The sequence below is a fragment of the Burkholderia sp. Ac-20392 genome, assembly GCF_017104585.1.
Classification (GTDB): domain Bacteria; phylum Pseudomonadota; class Gammaproteobacteria; order Burkholderiales; family Burkholderiaceae; genus Burkholderia; species Burkholderia lata.
Genome location: NZ_JAAGPB010000116.1, coordinates 1 through 20,233, shown reverse-complemented (window position 1 = coordinate 20,233; position 20,233 = coordinate 1). Strand labels below are relative to the sequence as shown.

20 protein-coding genes and 1 pseudogene are annotated in these 20,233 nt (G+C 67.2%); 11 read left to right on the top strand and 10 right to left on the bottom strand.

All coding sequences use genetic code 11. The annotated features are described in order from the left end of the window. The 4 genes and pseudogenes from G3N99_RS15475 to G3N99_RS15460 form a co-directional block, all read right to left on the bottom strand. Positions 1 to 601 (bottom strand): hemolysin III family protein (locus G3N99_RS15475; RefSeq protein WP_206122820.1); only part of this gene is annotated, 601 nt, incomplete at its 3' end. 181 nt (positions 602 to 782) lie between these two features. Continuing rightward, positions 783 to 989: a YbdD/YjiX family protein gene (locus G3N99_RS15470; RefSeq protein WP_048246131.1), complete on the bottom strand. Its 207-nt coding sequence runs from the start codon at positions 987 to 989 to the stop codon at positions 783 to 785. 12 nt (positions 990 to 1,001) lie between these two features. Next, positions 1,002 to 3,080: a carbon starvation CstA family protein gene (locus tag G3N99_RS15465; protein WP_174934734.1), complete on the bottom strand. Its 2,079-nt coding sequence runs from the start codon at positions 3,078 to 3,080 to the stop codon at positions 1,002 to 1,004. Positions 3,081 to 3,507: 427 nt separating this feature from the next. Then, a pseudogene (locus G3N99_RS15460) lies at positions 3,508 to 4,997 on the bottom strand (alanine/glycine:cation symporter family protein). A gap of 324 nt (positions 4,998 to 5,321) precedes the next feature. Between G3N99_RS15460 and dapF the strand changes: the two are divergent. From dapF to G3N99_RS15425, 7 genes are all read left to right on the top strand, one after another. Beyond that, positions 5,322 to 6,119, top strand: coding sequence for a diaminopimelate epimerase (gene dapF / locus G3N99_RS15455; RefSeq protein ID WP_206122819.1), 798 nt, complete (start codon positions 5,322 to 5,324; stop codon positions 6,117 to 6,119). Next, positions 6,116 to 7,003, top strand: a complete 888-nt coding sequence (locus tag G3N99_RS15450) for an RNA polymerase sigma-70 factor (RefSeq protein WP_206122818.1) — start codon at positions 6,116 to 6,118, stop codon at positions 7,001 to 7,003. Before dapF ends, G3N99_RS15450 begins: the two co-directional genes overlap by 4 nt. 203 nt (positions 7,004 to 7,206) lie before the next feature. Beyond that, complete coding sequence (locus tag G3N99_RS15445) at positions 7,207 to 7,686, top strand: carboxymuconolactone decarboxylase family protein (protein WP_174940623.1); 480 nt, start codon at positions 7,207 to 7,209, stop codon at positions 7,684 to 7,686. A gap of 76 nt (positions 7,687 to 7,762) precedes the next feature. Continuing rightward, positions 7,763 to 8,167 (top strand): cupin domain-containing protein, encoded by a 405-nt coding sequence (locus G3N99_RS15440; RefSeq protein ID WP_174940621.1) that lies wholly within the window; start codon positions 7,763 to 7,765, stop codon positions 8,165 to 8,167. Positions 8,168 to 8,277: 110 nt separating this feature from the next. Next, positions 8,278 to 9,291 (top strand): LysR family transcriptional regulator, encoded by a 1,014-nt coding sequence (locus G3N99_RS15435; RefSeq protein WP_206122817.1) that lies wholly within the window; start codon positions 8,278 to 8,280, stop codon positions 9,289 to 9,291. Positions 9,292 to 9,496: 205 nt separating this feature from the next. Then, a complete protein-coding gene (locus tag G3N99_RS15430) occupies positions 9,497 to 10,252 on the top strand; it encodes an SDR family oxidoreductase (protein WP_174940616.1) in 756 nt (251 codons plus the stop codon). A gap of 25 nt (positions 10,253 to 10,277) precedes the next feature. Continuing rightward, on the top strand, positions 10,278 to 10,793 hold the full coding sequence (locus G3N99_RS15425) for an Ohr family peroxiredoxin (RefSeq protein WP_174940615.1): 516 nt from the start codon (positions 10,278 to 10,280) through the stop codon (positions 10,791 to 10,793). Positions 10,794 to 10,848: 55 nt separating this feature from the next. Here G3N99_RS15425 and G3N99_RS15420 read toward each other — a convergent pair whose 3' ends face one another. From G3N99_RS15420 to G3N99_RS15405, 4 genes are all read right to left on the bottom strand, one after another. Next, positions 10,849 to 11,277, bottom strand: coding sequence for a PRC-barrel domain-containing protein (locus G3N99_RS15420; protein WP_011353703.1), 429 nt, complete (start codon positions 11,275 to 11,277; stop codon positions 10,849 to 10,851). A 188-nt stretch (positions 11,278 to 11,465) separates the two neighbouring features. Further along, on the bottom strand, positions 11,466 to 12,440 hold the full coding sequence (locus tag G3N99_RS15415) for a hypothetical protein (RefSeq protein ID WP_206122816.1): 975 nt from the start codon (positions 12,438 to 12,440) through the stop codon (positions 11,466 to 11,468). Between the two features lie 16 nt (positions 12,441 to 12,456). After that, positions 12,457 to 13,587, bottom strand: coding sequence for a 3-deoxy-7-phosphoheptulonate synthase (locus G3N99_RS15410; protein ID WP_241011659.1), 1,131 nt, complete (start codon positions 13,585 to 13,587; stop codon positions 12,457 to 12,459). A gap of 191 nt (positions 13,588 to 13,778) precedes the next feature. Next, positions 13,779 to 15,095, bottom strand: coding sequence for a lipase family protein (locus tag G3N99_RS15405; protein WP_174940609.1), 1,317 nt, complete (start codon positions 15,093 to 15,095; stop codon positions 13,779 to 13,781). Between the two features lie 400 nt (positions 15,096 to 15,495). Between G3N99_RS15405 and G3N99_RS15400 the strand changes: the two genes are divergently transcribed. The 3 genes from G3N99_RS15400 to G3N99_RS15390 are packed head-to-tail and all read left to right on the top strand — an operon-like array spanning position 15,496 to position 17,767. Further along, complete coding sequence (locus G3N99_RS15400) at positions 15,496 to 16,050, top strand: hypothetical protein (RefSeq protein ID WP_174940608.1); 555 nt, start codon at positions 15,496 to 15,498, stop codon at positions 16,048 to 16,050. Next, positions 16,050 to 16,502, top strand: coding sequence for a hypothetical protein (locus G3N99_RS15395; RefSeq protein WP_241011656.1), 453 nt, complete (start codon positions 16,050 to 16,052; stop codon positions 16,500 to 16,502). Before G3N99_RS15400 ends, G3N99_RS15395 begins: the two co-directional genes overlap by 1 nt. Then, complete coding sequence (locus G3N99_RS15390) at positions 16,502 to 17,767, top strand: hypothetical protein (RefSeq protein ID WP_206122815.1); 1,266 nt, start codon at positions 16,502 to 16,504, stop codon at positions 17,765 to 17,767. Before G3N99_RS15395 ends, G3N99_RS15390 begins: the two co-directional genes overlap by 1 nt. Positions 17,768 to 17,858: 91 nt before the next feature. Here the strand turns inward: G3N99_RS15390 and G3N99_RS15385 are convergent, their stop codons facing one another. Next, complete coding sequence (locus tag G3N99_RS15385) at positions 17,859 to 18,566, bottom strand: YceH family protein (protein ID WP_174941847.1); 708 nt, start codon at positions 18,564 to 18,566, stop codon at positions 17,859 to 17,861. Between the two features lie 372 nt (positions 18,567 to 18,938). On the opposite strand from G3N99_RS15385, the gene G3N99_RS15380 reads away from it, so the two are divergent. After that, entirely contained in the window at positions 18,939 to 19,703 is a 765-nt protein-coding gene (locus tag G3N99_RS15380; RefSeq protein WP_206122814.1) for an SDR family oxidoreductase, read from the top strand. A gap of 21 nt (positions 19,704 to 19,724) precedes the next feature. Here the strand turns inward: G3N99_RS15380 and G3N99_RS15375 are convergent. Further along, a partial coding sequence (locus tag G3N99_RS15375; RefSeq protein WP_206122813.1) for an MOSC domain-containing protein occupies positions 19,725 to 20,233 on the bottom strand: 509 nt, incomplete at its 5' end.

Genomic DNA, 20,233 nt, shown 5'->3' with positions numbered 1-20,233 from the left:
CACTGACGAACTGGCACAGGCTCCCGGCCAGCACGAACAGGTGCCAGATGCCATGCCCGTGGCGGATGCGTTCGTCGTTGATGAAGAAGTAGATCCCGGCGCTGTAGATCAACCCGCCGGCCACGAGCCACGCGGTGCCGACCGGCGGCAGCGCGTGGATCAACGGACGCACCGCGACGAGCGCGAGCCAGCCCATCGCCACGTACAGGATCATCGACAGCAGGCGCGTACGCCGCCCGAGCGTCAGTTCCTGCACGATGCCGAATACGGCCAGCCCCCAGCTCACACCGAACAGCGACCAGCCCCACGGGCCGCGCAGCGTGACCAGCGTGAACGGCGTGTAGCTGCCGGCGATCAGCAGGTAGATCGCCGAGTGGTCGCACTTCTGCAGGATCGCTTTCAGGCGCGGATTGCGCACGCTGTGGTACAGCGTCGAAATCGCATAAAGCAGGATCAGCATCGCGCCGTACACGCTGAAGCTCACGACCTTGTACGGATCACCCTCGAGCGCGCCCATCGTCACGAGCGCCACGAGACCGACCACCGACAGCACCGCGCCGACGAGATGGGAAATGCTGTTGAAACGCTCACCGACATGCACGACGTGTTCTCCTGCGGGTCCATCGGGAAAAGAGGAAGCCCTATGATACCGGCCGGCGGATTTCGCCGTGCTGCGCTCGGGCAAACGGCGAGGCGCGCCGCCGGCCCGCCCATGAAAAAAGCGCCGCGACATGCATCGCGGCGCTTCCCTTTCGATTACCGGACTACCTGGGCAGCCCGGCTCAACAACACTTCCCCGCTCCCGACCCGTACCGCGCATTCTGACGCTCGCGGAAGAATTCCTCGTACGTCATCGGCTCGCGGTCCGGATGGGTCGCGCGCATGTGCGCGACGTAAGTGTCGTAGTCGGGCAGGCCGACCATCAGCCGCAACGCCTGCCCGAGGTAACGCCCCGCACTGCGCAGGTCGCCGCCAAGATCGCTGAACATCGCGGCCTCCCCTTAACGTCCGCTGCCGAGCGCCTGCGCGGCCGGCATCGCTTCGTACGGCGTCTCGCGCACGGTCGGCTTCGACTCGCGGCGCGCGCGCAGCACGGCGATCACGCCGTACACCGCGATCGCCACGACGACGAAGATGAACAGCCCGGCCAGCGCCGCGTCGATGTAGTCGTTGAAGATGATCCGCTTCATCTGCGCGATCGACTTCGCCGGCGCAAGCACCTTGCCTTCGTCCACCGCGGCCTGCAGCTTCGCGGCGTGCGCGAGGAAGCTGACCTTCGGGTTCGCATCGAAAATCTTCTGCCAGCCGGCGGTCAGCGTGCAGATCAGCAGCCACACGGTCGGCACGATCGTCACCCACGCATAGCGCTCGCGCTTCATCTTGAACAGCACGACGGTACCGAGCACCAGCGCGATCGCGGCGAGCATCTGGTTCGAGATGCCGAACAGCGGCCACAGCGTGTTGATGCCGCCGAGCGGATCGACCACACCCTGGTACAGGAAGTAGCCCCACGCGGCCACGCACAGCGCGGTGGCGACCAGGTTCGCGGGCAGCGACTCGGTGCGCTTGAGCGCCGGGTGGAACGTGCCGAGCAGATCCTGCAGCATGAAGCGGCCTGCGCGCGTACCGGCGTCGACGGCCGTCAGGATGAACAGCGCCTCGAACAGGATCGCGAAGTGATACCAGAACGCCATCATCGCTTCGCCGCCGATCACCTGGTGCAGGATGTGCGCCATGCCGACGGCCAGCGTCGGTGCACCGCCCGCGCGCGCGATGATCGTCGTTTCGCCGACGGCCTTCGCGGTCTGCGTCAGCATGTCAGGCGTCAGCACGAAGCCCCATTGCGTGACAGTGTTGGCCACTGCTTCCGGCGTCGTGCCGAGCACGGCGGCCGGCGCGTTCATCGCGAAGTAGATGCCCGGCTCGATCACGCTCGCGGCGACCAGCGCCATGATCGCGACGAACGATTCCATCAGCATCGCGCCGTAACCGATGAAGCGCGCGTTGGTTTCGTTGTCGATCAGCTTCGGCGTCGTGCCCGACGAGATCAGCGCGTGGAAGCCCGACACCGCGCCGCACGCGATCGTGATGAACAGGAACGGGAACAGGCCGCCCGACCACACGGGGCCCGTGCCGTCGACGAACTTCGTCAGCGCGGGCATCTTCAGTTCCGGCGCGACGACCAGGATGCCGATCGCGAGGCCGAGGATCGTGCCGATCTTCAGGAAGGTCGACAGGTAGTCGCGCGGCGCGAGCAGCAGCCACACCGGCAGCACCGAGGCGACGAAGCCGTAGCCGATCAGGATCCACGTGAGCTGCGTGCCCGTGAACGTGAACCACGCGGCGAGCGTCGGCGAATCGTGCACGTGCTGGCCGAACGCGATCGACGCCATCAGCAGCACGAAGCCGATGATCGACACTTCGCCGATGCGGCCCGGACGGATGTAGCGCGTGTAGACGCCCATGAACAGCGCGATCGGAATCGTCGCGGCGACGGTGAACGTGCCCCACGGCGAATTGGTCAGCGCCTTCACGACGATCAGCGCGAGCACCGCGAGGATGATCACCATGATCAGGAACGCGCCGAACAGCGCGATCACGCCGGGCACCGTGCCGAGCTCCATCTTGACGAGATCGCCGAGCGAGCGGCCGTCGCGGCGCGTCGAGATGAACAGCACGATGAAGTCCTGCACCGCGCCGGCGAACACGACGCCGGCCAGGATCCACAGCATGCCGGGCATGTAGCCCATCTGCGCGGCGAGCACGGGCCCGACGAGCGGGCCGGCGCCGGCGATCGCAGCGAAGTGATGGCCGAACAGCACGTACTTGTTGGTCGGCACGTAGTCGAGGCCGTCGTTGTACTTGACGGCCGGCGTCATCCGCAGCCCGTCGAGCTGCATGACCTTGCTGGCGATGAAACGGCTGTAGAAGCGATACGCGATCAGATACACGCAGACTGCGGCGATCACGATCCAGAGGGCACTGACGCGCTCGCCGTGTGCGAGTGCGATCGTGCCGAACGCGAACGCGCCGAGCAGCGCGACCGCAATCCAGAGCAGGGTACTGGAAGCCCGATTCATGGCGTCTCCTGGTCTCCAATGTGGTTTTAGATGGCATGCGGCGAGGGTGCCGCATACACGTGACGTCGATGCGTCGTGCCCCGGTCTCGTTGAGACCGGAGCGATGGGCCGTAGTATTCCGTGCGACCGGGGCGGCTTACAAGCGGTTAACTACGTATGCGGAGCTACGTAGAATTACGTAGATGCGTGCGCAACGTTCGAGCGGAAGGGTCGGGAAACGCGCCGGCCTGCCCGGCGCGGCACGATGCAAAACGGCCGACCTGTGCGCAACGTTCGGGCGGAAAGGTCCGGAAACGCACCGGCCTTCGAGGCGCGGCACGATGCAAAACGGCCGGCAACTGAGGTGCCGGCCGCTGATGTGAAACGAATGAAACCCGCGTCGCGCGCCGCCGCCCTCGCTGACGGCGCATCGCCACGTGATGCTTTGCTACGACTGCCGCTCGGCTGCCACGACCGGCTCCGCCCGGTTGTCGCGCGCGCCGCTTGCCGCCGCCGGCTTCTCCCAGAACGTCGCGTTTTTGATGCCGAGCGCAGCCGGATCGAACGACGGCTCGCGTCCCGCGCGCTTCTGCGCTTCGTAGTCGCGCAGCGCCTTGAGCGCCGGCTTCTGCAGCAGCAGGATCGCGACGATGTTGAGCCACGCCATCAACCCGACGCCGATGTCGCCCAGCGCCCACGCGACGCTCGCGCTCTTCACCGCGCCGTACAGCGTGGCAAGCAGGATCACCCCGCCAGCACGAACGTGCCCGCGGCGCTGCTGCGCGCACGGCTCAGGTATGCAACGTTGGTTTCCGCGATGTAGTAGTACGCGAGGATCGTGGTGAACGCGAAGAAGAACAGCGCCATCGCGACGAATGCCGCGCCGAAACCGGGCAGCACCGATTCGACGGCCATCTGCGTGTAGCCCGGGCCGGCCTCGATGCCGGCCGCGCCCGAGAACAGCGCGCGGCCGCCCGGCGCGACCACGTTGTACGCGCCGGTGATCAGGATCATGAAGCCCGTCGCCGAGCAGACGAACAGCGTATCGACGTAGACGGAGAACGCCTGCACGAGCCCCTGCTGCGCCGGGTGCGTCACTTCGGCGGCCGCCGACGCGTGCGGGCCGGTGCCCTGCCCCGCTTCGTTCGAATAGACGCCGCGCTTCACGCCCCACTGGATCGCCATGCCGAGCACCGCGCCGAAGCCGGCCTCGAAGCCGAACGCGCTTTCGAACACCAGCTTGACGACGCCCGGCAGGCGCTCGATGTCGAGCGCGATCACGACGCACGCGATCAGGATGTAGCCGAGCGCCATGAACGGCACGACGATTTCCGCGACGCGCGCGATCCGCTTCACGCCGCCGAAGATGATCAGCCCGAGCAGCAGCACGAGCACCGCGCCGGTGACGGGCTTCGCGATGCCGAAGGAATTCTCGATCGCGGACGAGATCCCGTTCGCCTGCACGCCCGGCAGCAGCAGCCCGCACGCGAGCACGGTGGCAATCGCGAACGCGATCGCATACCAGCGGATGCCGAGCCCCTTCTCGATGTAATACGCGGGGCCGCCGCGATACTGCCCTTCGCGCCGCACCTTGTAGATCTGCGACAGCGTCGATTCGACGAACGCGGTGCTCGCACCGAGGAACGCGACGAGCCACATCCAGAACATCGCGCCGGGGCCGCCGAACGTGATGGCCGTCGCGACGCCCGCGATGTTGCCGGTGCCGACGCGCCCCGACAGCGACATCGCCAGCGCCTGGAACGACGACACGCCTTCCGCTGACGCCTTGCTGCCACGCATCAGGCGCAGCATCTCGATGAAGTGGCGCACCTGCGCGAAACGCGTGCGCAGCGAAAAGTACAGCCCCGCGGCAAGACAGAGAAAGATGAGCGCGGGGCTCCAGATGACACCATTGAGCGAATCGACGAGTTTTTCCATGAGGCGTTTCTGCTGAAGGCGGGAATGACGCGTGGCGGAGGGTCGGATCCGTTACGCGAGCGCGCGGGAGTCACGACTACGGACGGATCCGAATTGATCTTTCATTTATATTACATGCCTTACGATTTCATTCGGAATTGGGGTGTCCCCCAAGCGGCGTGCGACGAGCCCGGGCGGCGTGGCGACGACGTGATCGGCAATCGGGCCAGGTCATGCGCCGGGTGCTTCGAATCTCACGGCGCTGCACGGCCCCGCACCCGAACGGCATTGATCCCGGCCGGCGCACCCCTTACAGTGTTCGCCTGCCTTGATACCGGAACCGCCATGCCGATCGGATTTCAGAAAATGCACGCGAACGGCGACGACTTCGCGATCGTCGACCTGCGCGGCGCCCCGCATGCGATCGACGGCCGCCTCGCCCGGCAAATGGGCGACCGGAAGCGCGGTATCGGCTTCAACCAGCTCGCGGTCGTGTCCGACTGCGACGACGCGGCGGCCCGCGTCGCGTTCTGGAACGCCGACGGCTCGCCGCTCGATACCTGCGGCAGCGCGACACGCGGCGTCGCGTGGCACCTGATGCGGGAAACCGGCCTGTCGTCGCTCGTGCTGCGGACTCCCCGCGGGTATCTCGTGTGCTCGACGGAGGCGAACGGCCTGATCACGGTCGAGATGGGCAGGCCGCTCACCGGCTGGCGGGACGTGCCGCTCGCCGAGGCACTCGACACCCTCGCGCTGCCGCTGCCCGGCGCGCCGGCCGCGTGCAACATGGGCAATCCACATTGCACGTTCTTCGTCGACGATCTCCGCGCGATCGACGTCGCGGCGCTCGGCCCGGCCATCGAAACGCATCCGCTGTTTCCGCAGAAAACCAACGTGCACTTCGTTCAGGTCATCGATCGCACGCATATTCGCCTGCGCATCTGGGAGCGCGGCGGCGGCGTGCCGCTCGGTTCGGGATCGTGTTCGTGCGGCGCGGTCGTCAATGGCATCCGGCGCGGGCTGCTGGATGCGTCGGTGCGCGTCGAATGCGACGGCGGCGACGTCACGGTGCGCTGGGATGGCGCCGGTAGCGTGCTGCTGAGCGGGCCGGTTGCGTTCGGGTTCAGCGGGGTGTGGCTGTGACGGCCGACGACGCACGCACGTTCCAGGCACTCCGTCCGCGCCTGCAGAAGATCGCGTACCGGATGCTCGGTTCCGTCGCGGACGCCGAGGACATCGTGCAGGACGTCTGGCTGCGGTGGCACGACGCAGCGCGCGACAGGATCGACAACACCGAAGCGTGGCTCGTCTCGGTCACGACACGCACCTCGATCGACCGCCTGCGCGCCGCGAAGATCCGGCGCGAGCATTACACGGGGATCTGGCTGCCCGAACCGGAACTCGGCGAATCGCCCGCGACGCCCGAGGAAATGACGGAACGCGCGAACGACGTGTCGGTCGCGTACCTGCTGCTGCTCGAACGGTTGGCGCCGGAAGCGCGCGCGGCCTTCCTGCTGCGCGAAGTGTTCGATGCCGACTACGACGAGATTGCCGACGCGATCGGCAAATCCGAAGCCGCATGCCGGCAGCTCGTCAGCCGGGCGAAGGCCCAGTTGCGCGACGACGACAGGCCGCGCCACGTCGTGCCGCGTGAAACGCACCGGCAACTGCTGCAAACCTTTTCGCACGCGCTCGCGCAAGGCGATTTTCCGTCGATCCAGGCGCTCCTCGCCGAAGACGCGATGCTGATCGGCGACGGCGGCGGCAAGGTCCAGAGTTTCCCGAAACCGATGGTCGGCGGTCGCCGCATCGCCCAGCTGTTCTACGCGACGTGGTTGCGCTGCGGCAGCGGCGTCGAAATGCGTCCGGTCGTGCTGAACGACGAGTGGGCGATGCTGCGCTTCATCGCCGGTCAGCTCGAATCCGCGATTGCGTTCGAGACGGACGGCACGCGCATCGTGCGGATTCTCGTGCAGCGCAACCCCGACAAGCTCGCGCGCATCGCGGCCGCGTGCGGCGCCGGCTAGCGCCTGACGACCGACCGGCTGAAGCGCGACGCGCGCGCCGTGCACCGCTCGACGGGGCATTGGTGCAGCGCGCGCAACACGATGCGTCCCTCTGCGTGGCTACCGCGCGCCGCCACGCGCTCCTAAGATGATTTCGCGCGGCGCCCTGCCGCCCCATGACACCCGCCGAGCGCGGGCAAGCCTCTTCGTCGCCAGGAGAAATCATGACGCAGCGTCTCAACTACATGCATCAATCGCCGGAGCTGTTCAAGCAATTCCTCGAACTCAGCAACTTGCTGCGCAGCAGCGCGATCGAGGAATCGATCCGTGATCTCGTGTCGGCGCGCGCGTCGCAACTCAACGGCTGCGCATTCTGCCTCGACATGCACGTGAAGGAGGCTCGCCTTCACGGCGAGCGCGAATTGCGCCTTCACCATCTCGCCACGTGGCGCGAATCGACGCTGTTCTCGCCACGCGAGCGGGCCGCGCTGGCGTGGACCGAAGTGCTGACGAAACTGCCCGAGCACGGCGTGCCGGACGACGTCTACGATCGCGTGCGCGGCCAGTTGTCCGAGAAGGAATTGTCGGACCTGACGTTCGAAGTGATGGCGATCAACGGCTGGAACCGCGCCAATGTCGCGTTCCGGACCTTACCGGGTTCGGCCGACAAGGCTTACGGCCTCGACAAGGCGAATCTCGCCTGACGCCCGCGCCCGGCTTCGGGCCGCAGCCCTCCTTCTCCGCCGGCCGCCTGCCGGCGGTATCACTGGAATCCATCCGATGATTCGCTTGAAACATGCCGCCGCGGCCGCGCTCGTCGTCGCGGCCGCCACCGCCGGCGCCGTCCACGCGGCGCCTTCCGCCATCGTCACCCCGCTGATGACGAAGCCGCTCACCGAATACCCGGGCAAGGAAGCCGAGATGATCTCGGTCGAATATCCGCCCGGCGCGGTCGACCCCGTCCACCGTCACCACGCCGAGGCGTTCGTCTATGTCGTGGAGGGCTCGATCGTGATGCAGGTGAAGGGCGGCGAGCCCGTCACGCTGAAGCCGGGCCAGACCTTCTACGAGGGGCCCGACGACCTGCATACGGTCGGACGCAACGCGAGCCGCACGAAACCTGCGAAGTTCATCGTGCTGCTGTTGAAGGACAAGGGCGCACCCGTGCTCGTGCCGGAAAAATAACCGGCCCGCACGCCGCCGCGTCCCTTTTTTAAAAAATGCGGCGGGCGGTGTCACAGGCGGCAATGCTGAAACGTCTAGTCGCATATGGACACCACGAATCCAGCGCCTCCATGTCAGACACCTCCATCCGCCGCCCTGACGCCGACGACCCTTTTGCGCGCAGCTTCTCGACCTGCTACGCCGGTGTCGTCACCTTTCTTGCCGTCGTCACCGAAGGCAGCTTCGCCCGCGCCGCCGATCGCCTCGGCGTCGGCCGCTCGTCGGTCAGCCGCCACGTGCAGCGGCTCGAGGACCGGCTCGACGCGCGCCTGTTCCAGCGCACGACACGCAGCATGTCGCTGACGCGCGAAGGCGAACTCTTCTATGAGAACTGCCGGCCCGGCATCGAACATCTCGCGCAGGCGCTCGAGGACATGCGCGAGCTGCGCAGCGGCCCGCCGAGCGGACACCTGCGGATCGGCTCGACGCCCGGCTTCGGCCGCAAGATCATCGCGCCGCTGCTGCGCGATTTCCATGCGCAGTATCCGGACATCACGCTCGAGCTGTTGCTGAACGACCGGCCGGCCGATTTCTCCGCCGACCGCATCGACGTCGAGTTTCGCGACGGCCGCATGGAAGACAGTGCGATCGTCGCGCGCCAGCTGATTCCGATGCAGATGATCGTCTGCGCGTCGCCGTCGTACCTGCACCGGCACGGCTTGCCGCGTCATGTGGACGAGCTTGCGCAGCATCGCTGCATCAACCTGCGCACCGCGTCGGGTCGCGTGACGGAATGGGAATTCAAGGTCGACGGGCTGACCCAGCAGCGCCAGCTCGCCGCGCATCACACCTTCAACGACATGGATCTGGTCGTACGCGCGGCGCTCGACGGGCTCGGCATCGCGCAACTGCCGGCGTACCAGGTGTGCGACCTGCTCGCCGACGGGCAACTGGTGAGCTGCCTCGGCCAGCACGCGCCGGACGACGGCGGACACTATCTCTGTTACCTGAGCCGCAAGCATCTGCCGACACGCATACGCGTGTTCATCGACTACATGATCGAGCAGACGCGCGCGCGCGATCTGCAGTGCCTGACGACGATGACCACGATGACGACGACGGCGCCGCTGGAGACGGTCGATTGATGCATTCGAAACAACATCGTGAGCACCTGCGAGGCTCTACCGGATCGCGCGGCGTCTGCTTACGATGCGGGCTGGTCGAACGGCGTGCGGGCACCGGGGCACGTCGTTCGGCAAGGTGCCGGCGCACGCGCGCGAATGCGATGCGCGCCGGCTTCGACAGATTCATGCGGCGCGCATCTCGCGCGCCCGTTCAAGGAGAGCAAACGTGAAGATCGTCGTGATTGGTGGTACCGGCCTCATCGGCAGTAAAGTCGTCAGAAACCTGATCGCGCGCGGCCACGACGCCATGGCGGCCGCGCCGTCGACAGGCGTCGATACGATCACGGGCGCGGGGCTGGGCGACGCGCTGGCGGGCGCGGACGTCGTGGTCGATCTCGCGAACTCGCCGTCGTTCGAGGAAGCGGCCGTGAAGGCATTCTTCGAAACGTCGGGACGCAACCTGTTCGCCGCGGAGCGCGCGGCGGGCGTGCGCCATCACGTCGCGCTCTCGGTGGTCGGCACCGACCGCCTGCAGCAAAGCGCGTATTTCCGCGGCAAGATCATTCAGGAAGACCTGATCCGCGCAGCAGGCGTGCCATACACGATCGTGCGCTCGACGCAGTTCTTCGAATTCGTCGGCGCGATCGCACAGGCAAGCGCCGAAGGCGACACCACGCGGCAGACCACCGCGTTCTTCCAGCCGATCGCATCGGACGACGTCGCGGCCGCCGTCACCGATGTCGCGCTCGACGCACCGCGCAACGGCATCGTCGAAATCGGCGGCCCCGATCGGGTGCGGATCGCCGACCTGGTCGACCATTTCCTGAAGGTCACGCACGACCCGCGCACGGTCGTCAGGGACGCGGGCGCCGATTACTTCGGCGCGATGCTGCAGGACGACACGCTCGTCCCCGGGCCCGGCGCGCGCCTCGGTGCGACGACCTTCGACACGTGGTTCCAGAAAAGCCAGCCCGCGCGCTGAGCCGCACCGCAGGATCACGCACGCCATGACGCCGCTGCGCCCGCCGCCGCTCTCGCTGCTCGACAAGTATCGCGGGCGGGAACCGCAGACGCTCTATTCGACGACGGTGACCGTCACGGGTGGGGCGGCGGAGCACGGCCGCGCGTCGGGCGTTGCGCGTTCCGACGACGGCCGTCTCGATGTGGAGCTGCGCCTGCCGTCCGCGCTCGGCGGGCCGGGCGACGGCCCGAACCCGGAACAGCTGTTTGCCGCGAGCTATGCGGCGTGCTTTCACGGGGCGCTGAGCCTGCTCGCCGCGCGGGCCGGCGTGTCGATCGCCGGCGCTTCGGTCCGCGCCTCGGTCGACTTCTGCCGCGATCCGGTGGATGGGCTGTTCATGCTGAGCGCGAACATTCGCGTGCGGCTGCCGGGCGTCGAGCGCACGGTGGCCGAAGAACTCGTCCGCAATACGGAACGCTTCAGCCCTTATACGAAGATGGCGCACGAAGGCATCAGCCACGTCGTGGCGCTCGCGCCGCCGGACGATCCATCGAGCGGCTGATCACGGACGGGAGGCCCGGCGCATCGCGCGCCGGGCCGTGCAAGTCAGCGCTTGCTCACTGCTTTTCGTCGATCTTCTTCGGCTTCGGCGGCGACGGCACCTTCGCGTACTGGAACGCCGGGGTCGCCTTCAGCGCATCCTTCGTCGCACCCGGCAGGTAGATGTTGCCTTTGCGCACGTCGAGCGATGCGATCGGCACCGCGACGTCATGCGCGGCCACGCCGAGGAAGCCGCCGGCCGACACGATCGCCGCCGACACCGAGCCGTCCGGTGCGACGATCAGGTCGCGCACGGTGCCGACCTTCTGGTTATCGTCGTTGTAGACGGCCTTGCCGAGCACGCTCTTCTTCACGCTCCAGCCTTCGAGCAGTGCCTGCGATTGCTCGACGGTCACGCTGATCGGCTGCGCGCCCGCGATCTGCGCGTGTGCGCTGACGCTCGATGCGAGGACGGTTGCTGCGATGAGGGTCTTGTAGAAAGCCATGCTGTCATGTACTCCGGTGAATTGTTGTCGGTGTCGGCGGCCGGCCAAGCCGCCTCCGTGCCTGCGCCGCGTGAAGCACGGCGGCTCGCGCACGACGCATCGCACCGGCCCATGTTAGCGCCACTCGCGAAACGCTGCATCGGACGCGATGACGCAGCCCCCGTCACGCGCCCCGCGCGACGGCGACATTACGGACACCGCAACGAATCGCGCACGCGGTCGAACTCCGGCAGATAACGCGCGTAGTTTTCCTCGCGCGCCGTGTAGATCAGCGCGCAAGTCTTCGTGTCGCCGGAGGTCAGCACGGCCGCCTGGTGCACGATTTCATCGTTGAGCGCCCCCTTGTGCTCACACATCGTTGCGGGCCGGCCCGCTATCGTGCCGTTCCCCGCGTGCGACCAATCGACCGCACTGCCACTGTCCTTGACCGCATCGACCATCTCTTCGCAGAAGCTCGACATCGTGTCGTCGCTCTTGTCGCCGATGACGAACTCGATCCCCGCCGACATCATCCCGAACCTGAAACGACGGATCCGGTAGGTCGCGTCGCCGCGATCCTCCGGCTGGTTCGCGACCCGCCATCCTGCCGGCAAATGCAGCTCGGCCGGCGCCGGATAATTGCGCACGAGCCGCAGGTCGTTGTCGAAATTCAGCACGCCCGCGACACCCAGCACCACGATCGCCACGGCAATCGACAGCCAGACGCCGAGCAGCGTCAGCAGGCCGATGCCCGCCGCGCGCCAGTTCGATTGCAGCGCGCCGCCGGCGGCCCGGTGCGCGTCGACGGCTGCGCCTTGCGCGTGCCGTCCGTAAAAAATCGTCCCGGCGAGACCGGCAATGACGACCGCATGCACGAGCGCGTGCGGCACCACCGAGGTTTCCGGTATGTCCGCCGCTGCATACAGCACGATCGACACGAGCGTAACGAGCGCCGTGACGAGAATCTGCCGCTGCGCGAGCGCGCGGTGGCCCAGGCGCCGCGCGTTCGCCGCGAGCAGGATGCCGCCGGCGAGCGGCGAGCCGAGAAATGCCGCCCAGCCGACGCCCGCCATCGTGAACAGCTTGCCGGGCGGCACCGGTGCCGTCGATGCCATCGATTCCGTCGGGCCGGAAGCAGCCGGTTCGCCCGGCATGGCCGGTGCGTCGGACGGGAAATCGGTCATGTCGGCGTCGCCCCCGTCACGCGTTGCGCGACTGCGCGCGTCGTTGCCGCACGGCGTCGGCCAACACGTCGAGCACGGGTTCCGTCTGCGTCCAGCTCAGGCATGCATCCGTGATCGATACGCCGTACTTCAGCGGTACACCCGGCTTCAGGTCCTGGCGCCCGGCCTCGAGATGGCTCTCGACCATCACGCCGACGATCCGCTGCTCGCCCTGCGACAGCTGCCGCGCGAGATCCTGCGCGACGTCGATCTGCCGGTCGTGCGACTTGTTCGAGTTCGCGTGCGAGCAGTCGACCATCACCTGCTCGCGCAAGCCGGCCTTGCGCAGCACCGCGCAGCTCGCCTCGACATGCTCGGCGTCGTAGTTCGGGCCGTTCTTGCCGCCGCGCAGGATCACGTGCGCGTCGTCGTTGCCGCGCGTCTCGAAGATCGCGGCCATCCCCATCTTCGTCATTCCCATGAACGCATGGCTCGCGGCCGCGGCGACGATCGCGTCGGACGCGACCTGCACGCCGCCGTCGGTGCCGTTCTTGAAGCCGATCGGGCAGCTCAGGCCCGACGCGAGCTGACGATGGCTCTGGCTCTCGGTCGTGCGCGCGCCGATCGCGCCCCACGCGATCAGGTCGGCGATGTACTGCGGGCTCAGCAGGTCGAGAAATTCGGTCGACGCCGGCAGGCCCAGCGCGTTGATGTCGAGCAGCAACTGTCGCGCGGCACGCAGCCCTTCGTTGATGCGGAAGCTGCCGTCGAGACGCGGATCGTTGATGTAGCCCTTCCAGCCGACCGTCGTGCGCGGCTTCTCGAAGTAGACGCGCATCGTGATCAGCAGGTCGTCCTTCAGCGCATCCGCGGCGATCTTCAGGCGGCGCGCGTAATCGAGTGCCTGGTCGTGATCGTGGATCGAGCACGGGCCGACGACGAGCAGCAGCCGGTCGTCGCGGCCGTGCAGGATGTCGCCGATCGCGCGACGCGTGTCCTCGACGAGCGTCTGCGTGGCGGCCGGCACCGGCAGTTCGTCCAGCAGCAGCGCCGGCGAAATCAGCGGGCGCACGGCGCCGATGCGGACGTCGTCGATGCGCGTGGTGTCCTGCGTCGCGTCGGCGCTGCCTACCTCGCGATCGTGGGAAGGATTGTCGAGGTTCTGCATGGTGATTCTCCGGGGGACGTCTGGAATGATGGGCAGGCTCGATTATGGCACCCGGGCGGGGCGGCGGCGGGGTGCGGCAGGGGGCGGGTGCGGCGGGATGACGGCAGCGCGACGGAAATCAAAAGGCCCAATGAAAAAAGGCGACCCGCGAAGGGTCGCCCGGTCATGCGCCACATCGCGCGGCGTGTTGCCTAGTGCAGCGTCTCGGGCGCCAGCGAATTGCTCGGCAGCAGCGACGTCAGCCAGCAATTGCTCGGCGCGGCTTTCCCGTTGAAACGGTCGTAGAGCCACGGCAGCATGCCGGCCACCCACGGCACGATCGCGCCCGCGTGCTCGAGCGGATACTCGTTGTACGTGACCGGGGTGCCACTCGCGCAGAACTTCTGCGCCAGCGCACGCACGTCGTACGCCATCATCACGCCGTCGCCCACCTGGCTGCTGAACGTGCCATCGAGCGCGCCCGCCGTGCCCTGGCCGATGAACATCGGGATCGTCGGCGATGCGGCCAGCCCGGCATTCACCTTGTTCGCATACGTCACGTACACGGGAATGCTGTTGATGTCGTTCGCGTATTGCGGCTTGAACAGCGTGCCCCAGTGCAGCCCCGTGTACTTCGGCAGGATGTATGCGAGCGACTGGCTCTGGATGTCCTTGAACACGGCGACGCCGGTATCGCTGAGATAGGGCGTCAGGTCGAAACCGTAGCCGCGCGACAGCCCGGCCAGCGCGGCCGCGGCCACGCCGCCCCATACGATGCTGCCATCGACGTAGCGCAGGTTGTGCGCGGGGTCGACCAGCACGCCGCCTTCCGCCGCGCCGACGAGTTGCTTGTTGATCTCGGGCGCGTAGCTCGGCGCGAGCTGCGCGGCCCAGTTCGTCGCGATCGCGCCGCCGGAATAGCCGATCATCGCGACCTTGCTCGACGGGTTCAGGCCCGTGGACGGCGTATTGAGCGCCGCGCGGATCGAATCGAGCGTCGTCATCCCGTACTCGGGGCCGGCAGCGAAATCGGCCGTCTGGCCTTCGGTATCGGGAACGATGACGTTGTAGCCGAGCAGCAGCAGCGTCGACAGAGGGATCGATTCCGCGCTGTAGAGCAACGTGCCAATGTTGATGACCTTGGTTACGTCGCGGTCGCCGGCGATCACCTGCGACGGCTCGTCGTACGGGTTCAGCGAATCGTAGGCCGACTGGTACGAGATCGCCTGGCCGTTGCTGACCTGGCTCCGGATCACCGACGTCACGTTGACGACCGGCTGGTTCAGCGCGTTATTGGTGCGATACAGCAACTGCTGCGCGGTCAGCGCGGTGGGGATGCCGGCCACGTGATAGGTGACGTTGCGCGTCTTGAGCACCGTGCCCGGTGGAATCGATGCCAATGGCGTGGCGCCGGTGTACGTGTAGAACGGGTCGGATACGGTCGGCGCGGCGGCGCTGGCCGGCGGTGCTGTCATGGCCAGCGTGGCGGATACGGCCGCCGCGGCCATCATGAAACGTCTGGAGGACATGGTTGGGGCCCCTGGGATAACCTGCTTTCATCGAAGGAAGTTCGCGGTGTTGCAGACCATCTTGTGTGTCGCTTCAAAACCGTTTCCAGGCCATCGACTGTCTCCTGTGAATAAATAATCCGGGCTGTTCTGAATCTGTAATTTTAGTAGGAGTACAAACCGGATGAATTGAAGCACAACGCACGGGAAATCGAAGGGCGTTTTCCATTGTTTGAAGGTAAACGTCTAAACCCGTCGTCGCGCGATGCGGGGTGCTACGGCCATTCGGCCAACTGTCCGCGTTTTGCCGAAGTGCCGTACGATCACGGCTGTCCGGTACCTGAGCGGCCGCGTCCTGCGATGGCGGCCGCGCCGCACACTGCCTGTAACCGATCGTTCCCTGTCCAACCGATACGCCACGATGACCGTCTCCGAACTGCTCCGCGCCATCCGCCAACCGTACGCCGACCTGCTCGCGAAAGCGGCTGCACAGCCGGCCGTGATCGTCGAACCGGCCTACCGGCGTGCCGACGGCACGCTCGCCACCGAAGGGCCGCTCGCGTTGCCGTGCCGGGCCGACATCATCGCGACCGAAGGCGAATCGGCCGGCCAGCCGGCGATGGTCGATTCCGCCACGCAACTGTCGTTCGAGCCGTTGGCATTCGAACTCGAAACGGCGGCCGTGTCGATCCGCCCGTTCGTGTGGGACTGGGCCGCGATCGAGGCCGACGGTCTCGACGAAAGCGCGGCGGTCGAGGCATTCAAGACGTGGTTCTTCGCATGGTTCGATGTCGACGACGAGAACACGCCGGCCGAAGACGGCCTGCATGGCATCGTTCACTTCCTGTCGGAACCGGTTCGCACGGAACAGGGGTGGCGCGCCAATGCGGATCTCGGCTCCGCACCCGAGACGGCCGTCGAGGATCTGCTGTTCCGGCTCGTCGATGCGGGCGCCACGCGGATCGTGCTCGGTTGATGCCGCACGTCATCCTTCACCGACCCATCATGAAAAAAGCCTTTGCCGCCCTGCTGCTCTGCGCGTCGCTCCCCGCGCTCGCCAAGGTCTCCACCGACGTGTACTGCTTCAAATCGGACGGCGACAAGCCCGTGCGCTTCGAGATGCGCACCTACTACGACGACGCCGTCGACTGGTCGGGCGGCATGGTCCGCTATGCGAAAGCGAAAACAGCGCTGCCGCTGGTGGTCGAGCACGTGGACGAGGAAGTGCTCGCCGAGGGCCGCCCGCACCAGTTCACGACGACCTGGGTCGAGATGGTCGACGGCAGGATCAACGGGCGGTACGAGATGATGTCGCAGGGCGCGATGATCTATTCGATGACCTATACCAGCGCGCGCACGGGCAAGCAGACCGCGTTCGGCAGAGTATTGGACATCGACGCGTCCGAACAAACCGGGTGCCGCTGGTGATGCGCCCGCTGATCAGGATGGCCTGGGTGCTGTTCGCGCTGCACGCAGGCTTCGCGAATGCCGCGCCACGCACGGTCTACGAGGGAACGTTGCAGGGCGCCGGCGCCGTCGTGATGGAACTCGACGATCGCCCGGCTGCGGATGGCTCGATCTCGGGCCGCTACTTCTATGCGCAGCACGGCGTCGATATTCCGCTGCACGGCACGCCCGCGGAATTGATCGAGCCGCTCGTGCGAACGCAGTTGCCGGACGATGCGCGCAGTCCATTGGGATTCGGCCAGCAAGCCGATTTCGATCATGCCGCGGCCACCTGGCAGGGCACGCGGGACAAGGCCGGCTATCGCGGCCGCTGGACCGATGCGCGCTCGGGCAAGTCACGCAGCTTCGCGTTGCGGCGCATTGCTGAATACGATCCCGACGCGGTCGCGCCCGGCGCTGTCGAAGCCGTCACCAACAGCATCGCCGGCGGCGTCGGCAGCGGCATCGCAAGCGGCGTGGCCATCGACATGCGGCAGGCGCCTTATGCCACGCTGAAGCTTGCCGGGCACGCGCAGCCAGCAGGCCCCGAGATCGGCGACGGAACGGTCGCGTACCGGATGTGGCGCGACCCGCGCACGAAGCTCATGTATCCGCGTCTGAGCCGTCATCCCGATCCGGCGGTCATGGCACGGGTCAACCGCCTGCTCGAGCAGCAGCACTGGCAGATGAGTCTCGCCGCGCTCGAATGCGCGTCGACCCGCTATTCCGACGACGGGCCGGCCGCCGGTTCGCTCGGCGGCTTCGACGACGAACAGGTGACGGTCACGTGGCTGTCCCCTGCGGCACTCGGCATCGTGGAATCGGGCAGTACGTACTGCGGCGGCGCTCATCCGAACAATCACTACGATCCGGTCACGTTCGACCTGCTGCGCGGTACGTACCTCGACTGGAATCGCGTGATCGATGCGACTGCGGCGGGCAAGGATGGCGATCCGGCAACGAGCCCCGCGCTGGTGAGTTTCATTACGCGGTTGCGCGACAAGGCCGAATCCGGCGCTCACCCGACGGATAGCGACGGCGATTCGATGGCGTGTGCCGATGTGTTCCCGCAGTATCTGGCGTTCGAATTCGATGCGCCCGGCAAGCTGTCTTTCAGCGTCTCCGGCATCGGGCACGCGATGGGCGCCTGTCTCGGGCCGCAACTCGATGCGCCATTTGCGGCGCTGGCGCCGATCCTGAAACCGGGCGGTTCGCGCTATCTCGTACCGGGCGTCAAGGTGAAATAACACGGTGATGCGGGTGGCACCCGCATCGCGCCCCGGCCCGGCTTGTGCAACGACGGAGCCGGTCGATAGACAGGCGCCGCCGCCATCTACATCACGACGCGTCGCCTTGGGCATCGACGTCGATGCCCAGCTCGCTCGCCATCCGCAGAACCAGCGCATTCAGCCGCGCCACTTCATCCGCGAGACGCTTCTGTTCGGCCTTCAGCGCTTCGAATTCCGAAGGCGGCACGGAATCGGCACCGCCGGCATCCGCGCTCGCGAAATCGGCCATGTTCACTTCGCCGCACATCAGGTGCATCCAGCGGTTCTCGCGCGCGCCCGGCGCACGCGGCAGCCGGACGACGAGCGGCTGCGTGCGCGCTGCCAGTTCATCGAGGAACGCCTCGACCGACGAGATATCCGCGAAACCGTGCAGGCGCGCGCTGTTCAGCCGCAGCTCGGCGGCCGTCTGCGGGCCGCGCAGCAGCAGGATCGTCAGCAGCGCGATCGCCTGGCTCGGGATGCCGAGCACGCGGTTCACGTTGTGTTCGAAACGCGGCACGCGGCTGCTGCTCCCTTCCATCACGAGGCTCAGGTGCTTCAGCCCGTCGAGCGCGGTCGTGACTTCGTCCTCGCTGACGCTCATCACCGGCGCGCGCGCGGTTTTCTGGTTGCAGCCCGCGGTCAGCGCGTTCAGCGACAACGGATAGGTGTCCGGCACCGTGTGCTGTTTCTCGACGAGCACACCGACAATGCGGGCCTCGAGGGGCGTGAGTTCGCGAAGGGCGCGTGGCGTGGGCGTATCCGGCGTGGTGTTCATGATTGGCGTCGCAGCGTGCAGCAGGTGAAGGGAAACGGTCGCCGCCCGTCCGGCATCGCGCACGGGCGAGCCATATGATAGCTCGCGCCGCGTGGCCGGGCGCCACGCCGCGTGCCCGCGCGCGCACTTGCCGCAGCCGGCTTTCGTCCAACGTATCGGCGAGCCGGCGCCGCGCGGCGGATTCCGCCTCCTTGAACGCGGCGGCGTTTGAGCGACACGCATGCGGGCGTACGATATGCGTTACCCTGACGCACGCTGCGCCGCGCGACCGCCTTCGCACGCCACACCACGCATCGCACGCCACGCCGCCACGCATGCGCACCGCGCGTCGACACCGCTCATCCCGTTCACCCCTACGACCCGATCACCACCATGACCGCATCCTCCTCCGCACCGCACGTGCGTGCCATCGTCACCGGACACACACGCGGCCTCGGCGCGTCGCTCGCCGAACAACTGCTGCTGGAAGGCGTCGCCGTGCTCGGCGTATCGCGCAGCCGCCATCCGTCGCTCGCGTCGCAAGCCGGCGACCGCTTCGCCGAAGTCGAACTCGACCTGTCGGACACGTCGGCGGTCGCGGCCTGGCTGGCGGGCGATTCGCTACGCGGCTTCGTCGACGGCGCGTCGATCGTGCTGCTGTTCAACAACGCGGGCATCGTCGATCCGATCGGCCCGCTCGCCGCGCAAGACCCGACGATCGTCGCACGCGCGGTCGGCGTGAACGTCGCTGCACCGCTGATGCTGTCGGCCGCGCTCGCGCAAGCGGCATCGGCCACGACCGAATGCCGGATCCTGCACGTGTCGAGCGGCGCGGCACGCAATGCGTACGCCGGCTGGAGCATCTACTGCGCGACCAAGGCCGCGCTCGATCACCATGCACGCGCAGTCGCGCTCGACGCGAACCGCGCGCTGCGGATCTGCAGCGTCGCGCCGGGCGTCGTCGATACGGGCATGCAGGCGACGATCCGATCGAGCAGCGAAGACAACTTCCCGATGCGCGAGAAATTCGACCAGCTGAAGTCGAGCGGCGCGCTCGCGACGCCCGAGGCGGCCGCGCGACAGCTGATCGGCTATGCGCTGAGCGACGCGTTCGGCTCGGTGCCGACCACCGACGTGCGGGAACTGCCGAGCCACTGAGTCACGCGGCCGCGCGGCTCGTCAACGCCCTTCGAGCCGCTTCGTCCAGTCTTCGACCTGCCGCTCCGTCCGGCGCTTGTCGAGCATCTTGCGCCAGCCGGGCGGCAGTATCGGGACGTCGCACAGCGCATCGAGCGCGTCCACGTCGAGCGTGCGCCGGTACAGCACGTCGAGCACGGTCGACAGCGGCCATTGCGGGTAGCGGCGCTCATGCAGCGCCAGCACGTCGCCCGGCGCCACCCAGCCTTCCTGCAGCACACGGTAGTACCAGCCGGTCCGGCCGCTTTGCTGCACGAGCGCGGCCATCCGCGGATGATCGAAACGCGCGTTGAGTTTCCAGCACGGCTGCCGCGACTGCGAGACCTGAAGCACGGCGCCGCCCAGCGTGAACGCGTCGCCGAGACACACGTCGCGCTCGGTCACGCCGTGCGTCGACAGGTTCTCGCCGAACGCCCCCGGTTGCGCGAGCACGTCGCGCACGCCGATCTGGGCCGACCACCACGCATAGTGGTCATACGCATAGTGATGGA

What these genes read in the sequence shown, in the direction of transcription:
- G3N99_RS15420 (WP_011353703.1), bottom strand. Translation starts at nt 11,277, where the DNA reads ATGGCTTTCTACAAGACCCTCATCGCAGCAACCGTCCTCGCATCGAGC.
- G3N99_RS15395 (WP_241011656.1), top strand. Translation starts at nt 16,050, where the DNA reads ATGCCGCACGTCATCCTTCACCGACCCATCATGAAAAAAGCCTTTGCC.
- G3N99_RS15380 (WP_206122814.1), top strand. Translation starts at nt 18,939, where the DNA reads ATGACCGCATCCTCCTCCGCACCGCACGTGCGTGCCATCGTCACCGGA.
- G3N99_RS15470 (WP_048246131.1), bottom strand. Translation starts at nt 989, where the DNA reads ATGTTCAGCGATCTTGGCGGCGACCTGCGCAGTGCGGGGCGTTACCTC.
- G3N99_RS15445 (WP_174940623.1), top strand. Translation starts at nt 7,207, where the DNA reads ATGACGCAGCGTCTCAACTACATGCATCAATCGCCGGAGCTGTTCAAG.
- G3N99_RS15425 (WP_174940615.1), top strand. Translation starts at nt 10,278, where the DNA reads ATGACGCCGCTGCGCCCGCCGCCGCTCTCGCTGCTCGACAAGTATCGC.
- G3N99_RS15435 (WP_206122817.1), top strand. Translation starts at nt 8,278, where the DNA reads ATGTCAGACACCTCCATCCGCCGCCCTGACGCCGACGACCCTTTTGCG.
- G3N99_RS15390 (WP_206122815.1), top strand. Translation starts at nt 16,502, where the DNA reads ATGCGCCCGCTGATCAGGATGGCCTGGGTGCTGTTCGCGCTGCACGCA.
- G3N99_RS15405 (WP_174940609.1), bottom strand. Translation starts at nt 15,095, where the DNA reads ATGTCCTCCAGACGTTTCATGATGGCCGCGGCGGCCGTATCCGCCACG.
- dapF (WP_206122819.1), top strand. Translation starts at nt 5,322, where the DNA reads ATGCCGATCGGATTTCAGAAAATGCACGCGAACGGCGACGACTTCGCG.
- G3N99_RS15410 (WP_241011659.1), bottom strand. Translation starts at nt 13,587, where the DNA reads ATGCAGAACCTCGACAATCCTTCCCACGATCGCGAGGTAGGCAGCGCC.
- G3N99_RS15400 (WP_174940608.1), top strand. Translation starts at nt 15,496, where the DNA reads ATGACCGTCTCCGAACTGCTCCGCGCCATCCGCCAACCGTACGCCGAC.
- G3N99_RS15385 (WP_174941847.1), bottom strand. Translation starts at nt 18,566, where the DNA reads ATGAACACCACGCCGGATACGCCCACGCCACGCGCCCTTCGCGAACTC.
- G3N99_RS15440 (WP_174940621.1), top strand. Translation starts at nt 7,763, where the DNA reads ATGATTCGCTTGAAACATGCCGCCGCGGCCGCGCTCGTCGTCGCGGCC.
- G3N99_RS15465 (WP_174934734.1), bottom strand. Translation starts at nt 3,080, where the DNA reads ATGAATCGGGCTTCCAGTACCCTGCTCTGGATTGCGGTCGCGCTGCTC.
- G3N99_RS15415 (WP_206122816.1), bottom strand. Translation starts at nt 12,440, where the DNA reads ATGACCGATTTCCCGTCCGACGCACCGGCCATGCCGGGCGAACCGGCT.